Origin of the sequence: Kitasatospora sp. NPDC088861 (assembly GCF_044750105.1) — a bacterium.
Lineage (GTDB): Bacteria > Actinomycetota > Actinomycetes > Streptomycetales > Streptomycetaceae > Kitasatospora.
In genome coordinates this window covers 229,814-240,865 of sequence record NZ_JBIVJF010000011.1, presented here as the reverse complement: position 1 = coordinate 240,865, position 11,052 = coordinate 229,814, and the positions used below count along the sequence as shown (strand labels likewise).

The following is an 11,052-nucleotide window of genomic DNA, read 5'->3' as shown; positions in this document are numbered from 1 at the left end:
TGCAGGGGGGACCCTGTGGGAGAGTAGGACGCCGCCGAACAATCATTCACAGAGAACCCCCATCCGGGAAACCGGATGGGGGTTCTCTGCATTTCCGGGGCATTGGGTCCCCCCAGCCTGCCGCATCCGCTGCCGGGGCGGTCCGGCAGGATGGCCGCCATGCCCACGACGCCGGAGTACACCCAGCTGTCGCTCGCCCAGCGGCTGACCGAACACGCCCGCACCGCCTGGCCGCAACTGACGGACCTGCACATCCGCCATCGCGGGCAGTTCGCCTACGTGGAAGGCGAACTGCCCGACGGCGAACGGGTCAAGCTGATGCGCCTGCGCTACAGCGGTACCGCCAGCCGATGGGGCTTCGCCCTCTACTACGCCGGCAGCGACCGCCACGAAGACCCCCTGCTACCCACCGGCGGCTTCGCCGGCACCCCCGAGGACGCCCTCGACTGCGCCTGCCAGCTCCACCTCGCCGCCCCCGCTACGAGTGTGGCGAGCCGAAGCGAACCGATCGACTGGCAGGCACTGGCCCACAGTATCGGCGCTGGTCCGGAATCCAGCGGTGACCGCATCGCTCGGCGGGCCATCGCCTTTCTGCTGGGTGATGAGGCGATTCGTGGGGCGGTGGATTGGTACGTCGAAGGTCTCCCGGCCTCCGAGCACGCGCGTTCGGTCTTGTGGCTGCTGCAGCCCGACGCTGCTCGATCTCGCTGCCTGGAGATCTATCGCACCGACCCGGATCCGGAACGTCGGCACCTCGCGGTCGAGTTGCTGCGCGTCGTCGCCACGGCTGATGACCTCCCGTTGGTCGGTGAGTTCCTCGTTGACGCTGATCCGGCCATCCAGATCTGGGGTATCGGCGTCCTCGACCAGCTTCTGTTCCGCGGCCAGGTCGACGCCGACGACGCGGAGCCCTTTCTGCAGGCCGCGGAGCATCACCCGAACCCCCAGGTCCGCGAAAAGCACACCTACCTTCGCGATTTCCTGGCATCCCAGGGGTGTCGCGACTGAATACTGGCGCAGTCCTGGCAGGTTCTCCTGATGATCGGCGGTGTGCCGGTCGAGCCTCACCAGCAGATCGTCCGCATCCGGCACGCATCTCACCGGCCGCAGGGTCAACCCCCGAAGGACTTGGAGCGTCGACGCTGGAGCTGGCCGGAATGCCCGGGCCGCCGCGCTCGCCGATCTGAAGAGAGCACTGGAGCAGCCACCCATGGACAACAACGCCTTCGTCTACACGACGTACATCAACACCACACCTGAGCGGCTCTGGCAGGCGCTCACCGACCCCGCCGTCACCGAGCGCTACTGGGGCGTGCGCTTTGAGACCGACTGGGTCGAGGGCTCACCTGTCGTCTGGGCCGAGCGCGGCGCACGGACCGTCGACCCGGAGCAGGTCGTACTCGTCCACGAGCCGTACCGGCGGCTCTCCTACACCTGGCACACCTTCACTCCGCAGTGGGCCCAGACGGCCGGTGCCGGCGAGGAACTGCGCGCCGAACTGGCCGCGGAACGCCGGTCGAAGGTCACTTTCGAGCTGGTGCCGCACGGCAACCAGGTGAAGCTGACCGTCACCCACGACGACTTCGGCCCCGGAGGGACCCTGCGCTCGATGTGCAGCCAGGGCTGGCCTGCCATCCTCTCCAGCCTCAAGACACTGCTGGAGACGGGCGAAGCCCTGCCCAGCGCCGGGCAGCCGGTCCACGAAGGCTGACCGCCGACGGACTCGGCCGCACCACCGCGCACGCAGCGCAGCCGTTCGGATGGGCGTCGCGGTTCGGACGGGCGTCACGGCGACGCCCATCCGAACCGGCCGCTGCACTGGTCAGCGTCGGCGGCCGAGCAGTTCGGCGGTCTCGGCGCGCCGGTTCCAGGCGATGACGGCCAGCGGCACCATGAAGATGAACGGGGTCCCGGCGTTCTCGCCGTGCATCGCGGTGAGCTGGGTGACGAACGCGAACACCAGGAAGACGATCAGCGCCGTGGCTGCCGGCCCGGCCAGCCGGCGGACCAGCAGCCCGACTGCTCCGGCCAGTTCCACCAGCCCGGTCAGGTACATGAACCAGTGGCCCACACCCATGGCGTCGAAGACGGTCGTGGCGGCGGGGACCGCGAGCAGCTTGGGCAGCGCGCTGGCCACGGCGAAGAAGAGCGCCAGCAGGATCCGCAGCGTCCAGACCACCCGGACCACGGCCTTGCCGGACTTCGTGGCGACGGCGGTAGCGGCGGTGGCGTTGGTAGCGGCGGTAGCAGTGGCGGTGGCGGTGCTGGACATCTCAGGTCTCCCCGGTCGGCTGTCGTTGCTTTCCCAGGTATGACCGCCGCCACCGCCCGAACTCATCGGTCCCGGGAGAGAAAGTTTTCCGACAACCTGGCCCCAGCCCCAGCCCCAGCCCCAGCCCCAGCGCCGACAGCTCGCCGACGGCCTGCCGTCCGCGGACCAGCCCTTCGGCTGCTGCGGTGCGCGGGTGCTGGTGCCCGGTGGTGGTCACCGGTGAGGACGAGCAGCGGCCGACCGATCGTCGGTCGGGGTGCGGGCGGACACAGGACGGTACTCGTGGTCGATCTCGACTGGACGGACAGGACGCCGCTGGACGCCCGGGGTGCGCGGCTGGGAGCGGCCGGGGAGCACCCCGGTCTCGCGGACGGCGCCTACGTGCGGCGGAGAGCCGAACCGTCACATCTTCCCGTCTCATGGCGATTGCGATAGACCGGAGCCGTCCCACGTCTGCAAGGAAGGCGACACCGATGACCCTGAGCGAGAGCCCCGTCGTGACCATCGAGTCGGGCAGCGTCCGAGGCACCGTCGAGGACGGCGTCGCCGCGTTCCGCGGCATCCCCTACGCTGCTTCGCCCGTGGGCGAGCGGCGCTTCGCCGCCCCCGTGCCGCACCCCGCCTGGTCGGGCGTCCGGGACGCCGACCGCCCGGGCCCGTCCGTCCCACAGAGCCCCTCCCGGCTCGAAGCCGTCATGGGGCCACGCACCCCCGACTGGGACGAGGACGGTTGCCTCACGCTGAACGTGTGGACCCCTCGTCCGCCTGCGGACGGGTCCGCCCCGGGTGCCCTGCCCGTCCTGGTGTGGTTCCACGGCGGCGGGTTCACCAGCGGGTCCGGAGGCTGGGACTGGTACGACGGCCGGCACCTGGCCGCCGCCGGCCGGGCCGTCGTCGTCACCGCCAACTACCGCCTCGGCCCGCTCGGCTACCTCTACCTGCCGGACCTCGGCATCGAGAACCTCGGCGTGCAGGACCAGGCCGCCGTCCTCGCCTGGGTGCGGCGCAACATCGCGGCCTTCGGCGGCGACCCCGGCAGCCTCACCGTCGGCGGCCAGTCCGCCGGGGCGTTCTCCGCCCTCTACCTCGCCGTCTCCCCGACCACCGGCCCGCTCGTCAACCGGGTCATCGCCCAGAGCGGTCCCTTCGGGCTCGCCCCGCAGGACCCCGAGGAGGCGAGCGACCACGCGCGGCGCTTCCTCGGCTTCCTCGGCATCCTCGGCCCGGGCGGCACCCGGGACCGGGGTGCCGCGCTGCGCGCCGTCCCGGCCGACCGGCTCCTGGCCGCCTACCAGCGGCTCTCCCGGGAGGCCGCCCGCCCGGGCAACGTCGCCCCGCCCATGTACCCCGTCCTCGGCGCCTCCGGGATCCCCGCGACGTGGCAGCAGGCGCTGGTCGACGGACGCCTCGACGGCAAAGGCCTGCTGACCGGCACCACCAGGAACGAGATGGCATCCTTCTTCGCCCTCGCCCCCCGCATCCGGGAGATCACCGCCGACCGGGCCCGCTCGATCGCGGCCGGCCAGGCCGACGGCGGCGACGAGCGGTATGACCGCATCGCGGCCCGGCGGCCGAACGCGACCCCGGCCGACATCCTCACCGAGTTCGAGACCGGGCTCGTCTTCCGTGACGACACCCTCGCCATCGCCGACCGCCACGCTGCGGCCGGAAACCCGACCTACGTCTACCGGTTCGACCACGTCCCGGTGCCCGACCCCGCAGGCCTGGGCGCCGCGCACTGCGTCGAACTCCCCTTCTTCTTCGACACCTTCGACGCCTACCCCGACAGCCCCATGCTCGGCGAGGCCACCGCCGCCGTCCGCTCGCTCGGCGGCACCTTCTCCCGCGCGATCGCCGCCTTCGTCGCCACCGGCCGTCCCGCCGCGGACCAGTGGCACCCCTACGAACCCGCCGATCCGGCGACCGTCCGGCACTTCGGCTGACACCGGCCGCGCCCGTGCCGAGGGTGGGGAACAGCCGCAGGCCGCAGGCCCTACCGCCCGGGCCCCGGCGCCGGCTGCGTTCTGTTGGACAAGGTGACGTGTTGAGTGCGGAGTGGCGAGGCGTTTGAACCGCGCATGCCCGGTCCAGGATCTTCCTGTCCCAGCCGGACCGACGCGGGCACCGTGCAGGCCCCCATCGGCGTGGTCACCGCGGCCACGCAGTAGCGGACTCCGAGCCCCACGCGGCTGACCACCCCGGCCAGTACGTGATCGCCCGAGTCGTCGTTCCAGCCGACCCCGGCCGGACGAGCCGGTCAGGCCAGGAAGTGGTCGTGCCGGCGGTAGAGTTCCGCCCATTCCGCCTCGCTCATCGGGCGCTTTTCGGCCGCGATCTCCGAGATTTCCTCGAAGAACGATTCGCGTGGCACGCCCGGCACGAAGAGCATCAGCATCGAGGCCGGCTCGTTGGACTCGTTGCGGAAGCCGTGCACAGCGCCCTCCGGCACGTGCAGGAAGTCACCCGCCTCGGCGTCGATCCATCGTTCACCGTCGTACAGGCGCATGATCCCGGACAGGACGAAGAAGGACTCGGACATGGTCCGGTGGAAATGTGGAGCAGGGCCTGTCGGCCGGGGCCCCATGTCCAATCGGTACAGGCCGAACGTCTTGTTCGCGGAGGGCGTGTCGACCAGGTAGTGGACTCTTGTGCCCCCCGCGCCGATCAACACGTCCGGCGTGGTGGCGCCGGAACGGAGCGTCGCCGTATTCTCGCCCGATTCACCCCAGTAGTGAGCCATTGGGTAGGACATGGCGGATTTCCCCTTCGAGGTGTTCGCGTGACTGGTCGGTGGTGGTCCGTCCCCTCGGTGACGAAAACGACGTGGGCCCGGCCGACTGCCGACGTTGACGGGCAGGGCGGCGGCGCTCGGCCCGGGGCGCCGAGCACGTCCGAAGCGCCCTGCGGGGCGGGCCCTGGCGGCTCCACCGGCTCTTCGCACCCCAAGATCGCCCAGGCGTCCGCAGCCCCGGCGGCCCGATGAGGGCCATGGATCCACGGTGCGCCGAGGCGGCCGTCGGCGCACCCGCAGCGGCCTGGCCCCGGCGCGACGCTGCCTGCGGAGGGTCGGCGACGAGCTACGAGTTCCGGGGGCGAACGGTGGCCGAGGCGGCTGGTCGGGGTGGTCGTCGACCTGGCTGCCCTGCCGGCGGACAGTCCCGGCGGCGGGCTCTTCGCCGCGGACGGGCCGTCGTCGCGGCGGTCACCCACGGCTCCGGGCTCTTCACCGCAGATGGGCCGTCGCCGTGGTGGTCACCCACGGCTCCGGGTCGGCGCCGTCGACCCGTTCGATCGAGGCGATCTGCCGGGACACCGCCGACTGGGTGTACCCCGGCGACTCCGCTGCCGCCGTGAAGGTCCCCTGCTCGGCCGCCGTGCGGAACACCCGCAGCGCCGTCAGTGACACATCGGTGACCAGGGCCTCGGCCGGGTCCTCACCGAGGGGCCGGCAGCCCGCATGGGAGCGGATGACCTGGTCCTGCTCCCCGGCCGCAACCGGCAACGCGTCACCGCCGCGCCGCCGCGCCGCCGCGTCACCGTCGCGCCGCCGCGTCGTCGTCCTCGCGGGTCGGCTCAGGAGCGCAGCGTCTTCATGGCGGCCGACCAGGCCTCCAGCTGTTCGAACAGCCTGGTGGCCGAGGCGTCATGGTGCTCGCCGGGTTTGAAGAGGGAGAGCTGTTCGAAGTCGGAGAACAGCGAGAAGGAAAGCTGTTGGTTGACATGGGCGAGTTGGAGCGCGCTCGCGATGCTGCGCAGGTGCTCGACGGCGCGGACGCCGCCGACGGTGCCGTAGGAGACGAAAGCGGCGGCCTTGTTGTTCCACTCCGCGTAGGCGAAGTCGAGGGCGTTCTTCAGTACGCCGGGGATCGAGTGGTTGTACTCCGGGGTGACGAAGACGTAGCCGTCGAACTCGGCGACCTTGGCGGCCCACGCCCTGGTGTGCTCGCCTTGGTACTGGCCCATGGACGGCGGCAGCGGCTCGTCCATGAAGGGCAGGGGCCAGTCGGCGAGGTCGACGGGCTCGTACTCGACGCCGGCGCGGGCTCCCGCGCGGTCGATGACCCAGTCGGCGACCGCTTTGCCGTTGCGGCCGGGGCGCGTGCTGCCGAGGATCACGGCGATCTTGAGGGTGCTCACGGTGGGCGCTCCTTCCGTGTCAGTCCTGCTGGGCAGGCTGGCGGTGGTGCGGCGGGCTCCGTCGGGCGCGGCCAGGTGCAGGTACAGGTGCAGGTGCCGACGTTCCCGCTTGAGCCTCCATGTCGGATTCTAGACCCGACGACTTGAAGGCTCAAGCGGTGGTGGAACTCAGGCCAGGCCGAGCTGGGTGGCGATGACGGAACCTTCCGCGTAGCAGTCGAAGCGCTTGATCTTTCCGCCGACCAGCTCGAACACGTCGCAGCACGGGGCGTCCATGCGCCTGCCGGTAGGCGGGACGGTGCCGGACGGCAGCTCCAGCGGGCCGAGGTGGGTGCCTTGCAAGCGTAGTTGCACGATCACCACGTCGCCGGTGACGTAGAACCGTTCGAGTTCCCGGTGCATGTCGGGGAACGCCCGCGCGTAGGTCTCGACCGTCTTGCCCAGCTGGTCCGCGCCGCGGTAGGTGAACGGGACCGACATGTCGGTGAAGGTTCCGTCCTCGGTGAACGCCGCGATCCAGCCGGCGACGTCCTGCTCCTCGGCGACCCGGTAGGCGTTGCGAATGATCTTCTCGTTCTCCAGCGACATCTCAGCTCCCTGATCCGTGCCGCGCGGAGGTGGCGCGGCGGCGCCGGGATCGACGCCCTCGTGTATTTACTTTAACCTTCAAGTCAATCTGCCGAAAGGTCGCGGCGCTTCGCTGTTGTGGTGGGTCGAGAGGCCCTGTGGCCGCAGCTATGACTTGAGTGATCAAGCCCTGGACTCAGCGCGCAGGCGAGTCGATGCGCTGGAGGATGCGTTCCGCGTCCTGCCCGAGCCTGCGCAGGCGCTCGCCGGACAGGTTGTCCACGACGAGGCGGCGGACCTGGGCGACATGTCCGGGGGCGGCCGCCTCCAGTTTGCCCATGCCGGCAGGCAGGAGGATGGCGTTGGTGAACCGTCCGTCGGCCGGATCCGGCTCCCGCCGGACGTAGCCGCGGCTCTCCAGCCGCTTCACCATGTGCGACAGGCGCGACAGCGACGTACTGGTGTGCTCGGCCAGGACACTCATGCGCAAGGTCCGCTCGGGCGCCTCGGACAGCATGGCGAGGGTCATGTACTCGACCATGCTCAGCTCGGCGTCGCGCTGGAGCTGGGCGTCGACCGCCCAGGGGAGCCGGGTGATCAGGCGGACCACCGACATCCAGGAGGCCAGCTCGGTCGGCGTGAGCCACAGGTCCGCATGCTCGTCCGGCGCCTCGGGCGTTCCCTCCTGGTTCGTCATCTTGTGAGCGTATCACTTGAACAGTCATGCCAATCGGGCCGTGCCGGACGGCACCTTCCCGCGCGTCGTCGGTCGGCGACCACGCCTTGCCGGGCCGGCCGGCGGAGCACGACCTGGGCCAAGCCCCTTCAGCTGATGAGCCCCGGCCTCCGGGCCGGTTCTCGTCGAGGAGGCTGGTCGGTTCCGCCGACGGCTCACTGCTACTGTGGCTCCAGATTCAACGGAATGCGCGAAAAATCGCTCCTGAATGGTGTTTCTGAGCGGCGCCCTCGCGGTGTTTGTTCCCTTCGCGGAACCCCAGTGCTTCCTTCGTGACCACAACGAAGGCAGAAGACTGTGCACCAGCACCGTGTCATCATCGCCGGCGCCGGACTCGGCGGCCTCACCCTCGCCCACGGGCTGCGCGCCCGCGGCTTCGACGTCGCCGTGTACGAGCGGGACCTCCACCCGGACGCGAGGCCGCAGGGCTACCGCGTCCAGCTCGACGAACCCGGGCTCGCGGGCCTGGAACGCTGCCTGCCGGAGCACCTCTTCCGGCTGGGCCTGGCGACCGCGGCCTCGCCGCCCGCCCGGGTCTCCGTCCGTGACCGCCACCTGGGCACGCTCGCGGACCGGCCCACCGCGCCCGACCCCGACCCCGCCGACGGCACCGCTCGCCCGTACCGCTCGTACGCGTTCAACCGGCCGACGCTGCGTCAGATCCTGCTCTCCGGCCTGGCGGACACCGTGCGCTACGGCGCGGAACTGCTGAGCTGGGAGAGGGAGCAGGACGGAACGGTCACCGTGCGGTTCGCCGACGGCCGCAGCGCGAGCGCCGACCTCCTGGTCGGCGCGGACGGGGTCGGATCGGCGGTACGCCGACAGCTGCTGCCGCACGCCCGGGTCGAGGACGCCGGACTGCGGCTGATCTACGGCAGGATCCCGCTGGACGCGCCGGAAACCGGGGTTGGAGAGGCGGGAGAGGCCGGAGAGTCGGAGACGGGCGCAGCGGCCGCCGCGGCCGCGGCCGCACTGCCGCCGTGGGTGTTCGACAGCATCTTCACCGTGGTGACCGGTGGGCCGGGAAGTCCGCACGTCGGCTTCGGGCCCGTGCGGTTCGCCCGCCCTCCCGGTGCCGCCGGCCCGGCACACACGCCGCCCGTCCCCCTCACCCCCGTCGGCGACTACGTCGCCTGCCTGGTGGGAGCGCCGGCGGACCACCCCGCCATGCCCTCGTTCGAAGCGCTGCGCGGTCTCGACGGCCCCGCCCTGCGCGAGCTGGCCGGACGCCTGGTGGGCGACGACTGGCACCCCGATGTGCACCGCCTCCTGGACCGCTGGGAGACCGACTCGCTGTTCCCGCTGCGCATCTCCACGGCGAGCCCCGTACCGCCGTGGGAGCCGGGCCCCGTCACCCTGCTCGGGGACGCGATCCACGCCATGAGCCCGGTGCTGGCGATGGGCGCGAACACCGCGATCCGCGACGCCGCCGAGCTGACGCGGACCCTGGCCGAGGCCGCGGCCTCCGGCGTGCCGCTCGTGGACGGCGTACGTGCCTACGAGCTCCGGATGCGGGAGTACGCCTTCTCCGTCGTGGCCGCCTCCCGGCGAACCGGCCGGCAGCGGGTCGGCCAGAGGTAGACGTTCGGGGCGGGGGTGGGGCCTGGTACTGGACTGCGGTCCACCCGTGGTGACGGATCGTCAGGAGCATCGGCTGCCGAGCCGGTCACCCGGGTGGTCGCCGGGGCAGGTCGAGGCGGACGAGGTGCCGGTCGGTGCCGCCGTCGGGCCGGTGCACGGTGCGGTAGGCGTATGGGACGGGGCTGGCGGGGAAGGTGACGATGCCTTCCTCCACGACGGGCCGCTGGTCGGCGATGGCCCGCAGCCGGGCATCGGTGTCGGCCGGCAGCTGCGGCTCGGGCGGGCGGCGGTGGCGGCCGGCCATCCTCAGCCGGTCGGTTCCGACGGGGCCGGGCGGCCCGACCGGCTGGTTTCGCTGCGCCGGGGCTGGTTCACGAGGTCCTCCTCGCGGGCCGGTCGGCGCTTTCGGCCAGCAGGGGCAGGTAGTGCTGGAGGTAGGGCGGGACCTTGAGGTCGAGCACCTCGGCCAGGGGGACCATGCGGACGGCCAGGCCCTCGTCGCCGAGCCGGAGGTCCGTCTCCGGGCCGTCCCAGGCGGCGTGCAGGACGCGGGTGAGCGGGGAGACCAGTTCGTGGTGCGGGCCGGGCAGGATCCGGAGCCCCGTGATCTCGATGCCGGCTTCCTCGCGGACCTCGCGCGCCGCGTTCTCCTGCGGGGTCTCGTCGCCCTCGCGCCAGCCGCCGATGGGGGTCCAGTAGCCCGGCCAGGCGATGCCCGGCTTGTCGTCGCGGTGGTGCATCAGCAGGCGGCCGTGCCGGTCGGTGACGAGGACCATGATTCCTTCGAACTCGTCCTCCGGGGAAGGGCGTTCCAGGTACAGCGGGGTGCCGCAGCGGTGGGCGCGCAGTACCTGGAGGAGTCGCTGGTAGCGGTCCGGTGGCATCAGGGCGTCCCAGTCGTGGGCGGTCTCGAAGCGCCACTCGGTGTGCTCGGCCGGGTCGAGCCGGATGCGGGCCTGCTGCTCCCGGGTCAGGACGCCGCCGTCGAAGACGTATCCGCACACCGGCACCGGGTACTCCGTGCCGACCTGCTCGTGGACGACCGCGACCAGGCGCCGCCGGGCGATCACCTCGGGGTTCTCCGCGGCGAGGTCGAGGCCGAGTTCCTCCTGGGCCTCGCGCAGTGCCGTGTCGAACGGGGTCTCGCCGTGTTCGACGTTGCCGCCGGGGAGGTTCCACACGGTCGGGTTGATGGTCGAGCGCATCCCGAGGACGCGGCCGTCCGGGTCGGTGACCAGGAAGCACCCGTAGACCGTGGGCCGCGCGATGGTGGTGAGGTAGCCGCCGACCGGTCGCCAGCCCGGGATCGCCAGGCGACGGGTGAGCCACCTGATCACCTCGCGCTCTCCGTCGCCGGTCTGCGGCAGCTGGTCGGGACGGGCCCATTGCTGGTCGTCGTGCTCGGCCGACAGCGTGACCGGGGTGCCGTCGGGCACGACGGTGGTGAACACGAACTGCCGTACCCGCCGGCCGTTCCGGTCGGTGAGGTCCAGGCTCCGCGCGTACTCCAGCGGCAGCCCGGCGAGCCCGGTCTGCTCGGCCAGTTCCCGGGCCGCGCCCGCCTCGATCCCCTCGCCGTCCTCCCGGCCGCCGCCCGGGTACTCCCACGGGCCGGGAAGGGGGTCGTGCGCGGCCCGGCGGATCAGCAGGATCCGGCCGGAGGCGTCGCGGAGCACCACGCCGACGCCGATCCGCTCGATGCCCTCGTGGGCGGCCAGTGCGGTCAGCACCTCGAAATCGATCACTGCGCGGACTCCTC

General features: G+C 71.7%; 11 protein-coding genes and 1 pseudogene. 4 read left to right on the top strand and 8 right to left on the bottom strand.

All coding sequences use genetic code 11. The annotated features are described in order from the left end of the window. Positions 1 to 159: 159 nt before the first annotated feature. Both ACIP37_RS20795 and ACIP37_RS20790 read left to right on the top strand, forming a co-directional pair. Positions 160 to 1,008, top strand: a complete 849-nt coding sequence (locus ACIP37_RS20795; RefSeq protein WP_400808479.1) for a HEAT repeat domain-containing protein — start codon at positions 160 to 162, stop codon at positions 1,006 to 1,008. 202 nt (positions 1,009 to 1,210) lie between these two features. After that, positions 1,211 to 1,711 carry an SRPBCC family protein gene (locus tag ACIP37_RS20790; RefSeq protein WP_400808476.1) on the top strand — a complete coding sequence of 167 codons (501 nt, stop codon included), beginning with the start codon at positions 1,211 to 1,213 and terminating at the stop codon, positions 1,709 to 1,711. A 111-nt stretch (positions 1,712 to 1,822) separates the two neighbouring features. Here the strand turns inward: ACIP37_RS20790 and ACIP37_RS20785 are convergent, their stop codons facing one another. Next, entirely contained in the window at positions 1,823 to 2,272 is a 450-nt protein-coding gene (locus ACIP37_RS20785; protein WP_363583283.1) for a DoxX family protein, read from the bottom strand. A gap of 473 nt (positions 2,273 to 2,745) precedes the next feature. Between ACIP37_RS20785 and ACIP37_RS20780 the strand changes: the two genes are divergently transcribed. Next, positions 2,746 to 4,215 carry a carboxylesterase/lipase family protein gene (locus ACIP37_RS20780; protein ID WP_400808473.1) on the top strand — a complete coding sequence of 490 codons (1,470 nt, stop codon included), beginning with the start codon at positions 2,746 to 2,748 and terminating at the stop codon, positions 4,213 to 4,215. Between the two features lie 314 nt (positions 4,216 to 4,529). On the opposite strand, the gene ACIP37_RS20775 is transcribed toward ACIP37_RS20780, so the two are convergent. The 5 genes and pseudogenes from ACIP37_RS20775 to ACIP37_RS20755 form a co-directional block, all read right to left on the bottom strand. Then, the gene (locus ACIP37_RS20775; RefSeq protein ID WP_363629912.1) at positions 4,530 to 5,024 is read right to left on the bottom strand and encodes a cupin domain-containing protein; all 495 of its coding nucleotides are present in this window, start codon (positions 5,022 to 5,024) and stop codon (positions 4,530 to 4,532) included. Positions 5,025 to 5,540: 516 nt separating this feature from the next. Beyond that, positions 5,541 to 5,690, bottom strand: a pseudogene (locus ACIP37_RS20770) (LysR family transcriptional regulator); the annotation flags it as partial. 155 nt (positions 5,691 to 5,845) lie between these two features. After that, entirely contained in the window at positions 5,846 to 6,409 is a 564-nt protein-coding gene (locus tag ACIP37_RS20765; RefSeq protein WP_363583289.1) for an NADPH-dependent FMN reductase, read from the bottom strand. Positions 6,410 to 6,577: 168 nt separating this feature from the next. After that, on the bottom strand, positions 6,578 to 6,997 hold the full coding sequence (locus tag ACIP37_RS20760; RefSeq protein ID WP_363583291.1) for a nuclear transport factor 2 family protein: 420 nt from the start codon (positions 6,995 to 6,997) through the stop codon (positions 6,578 to 6,580). 175 nt (positions 6,998 to 7,172) lie between these two features. Then, positions 7,173 to 7,673, bottom strand: coding sequence for a MarR family transcriptional regulator (locus ACIP37_RS20755; RefSeq protein WP_363583293.1), 501 nt, complete (start codon positions 7,671 to 7,673; stop codon positions 7,173 to 7,175). Between the two features lie 336 nt (positions 7,674 to 8,009). Between ACIP37_RS20755 and ACIP37_RS20750 the strand changes: the two genes are divergently transcribed. Then, positions 8,010 to 9,293 carry an FAD-dependent oxidoreductase gene (locus tag ACIP37_RS20750; protein WP_400808467.1) on the top strand — a complete coding sequence of 428 codons (1,284 nt, stop codon included), beginning with the start codon at positions 8,010 to 8,012 and terminating at the stop codon, positions 9,291 to 9,293. A gap of 85 nt (positions 9,294 to 9,378) precedes the next feature. Here ACIP37_RS20750 and ACIP37_RS20745 read toward each other — a convergent pair whose 3' ends face one another. Beyond that, complete coding sequence (locus tag ACIP37_RS20745; protein ID WP_400808464.1) at positions 9,379 to 9,597, bottom strand: hypothetical protein; 219 nt, start codon at positions 9,595 to 9,597, stop codon at positions 9,379 to 9,381. Positions 9,598 to 9,664: 67 nt separating this feature from the next. Continuing rightward, positions 9,665 to 11,038: an NUDIX domain-containing protein gene (locus tag ACIP37_RS20740; RefSeq protein WP_363629920.1), complete on the bottom strand. Its 1,374-nt coding sequence runs from the start codon at positions 11,036 to 11,038 to the stop codon at positions 9,665 to 9,667. Positions 11,039 to 11,052: the final 14 nt, after the last annotated feature.

Excerpts from the sequence above, each read along its gene's own strand:
- ACIP37_RS20785 (WP_363583283.1), bottom strand. The coding sequence starts at position 2,272 with ATGTCCAGCACCGCCACCGCCACTGCTACCGCCGCTACCAACGCCACC.
- ACIP37_RS20795 (WP_400808479.1), top strand. The coding sequence starts at position 160 with ATGCCCACGACGCCGGAGTACACCCAGCTGTCGCTCGCCCAGCGGCTG.
- ACIP37_RS20745 (WP_400808464.1), bottom strand. The coding sequence starts at position 9,597 with ATGGCCGGCCGCCACCGCCGCCCGCCCGAGCCGCAGCTGCCGGCCGAC.
- ACIP37_RS20775 (WP_363629912.1), bottom strand. The coding sequence starts at position 5,024 with ATGTCCTACCCAATGGCTCACTACTGGGGTGAATCGGGCGAGAATACG.
- ACIP37_RS20780 (WP_400808473.1), top strand. The coding sequence starts at position 2,746 with ATGACCCTGAGCGAGAGCCCCGTCGTGACCATCGAGTCGGGCAGCGTC.
- ACIP37_RS20755 (WP_363583293.1), bottom strand. The coding sequence starts at position 7,673 with ATGACGAACCAGGAGGGAACGCCCGAGGCGCCGGACGAGCATGCGGAC.
- ACIP37_RS20760 (WP_363583291.1), bottom strand. The coding sequence starts at position 6,997 with ATGTCGCTGGAGAACGAGAAGATCATTCGCAACGCCTACCGGGTCGCC.
- ACIP37_RS20790 (WP_400808476.1), top strand. The coding sequence starts at position 1,211 with ATGGACAACAACGCCTTCGTCTACACGACGTACATCAACACCACACCT.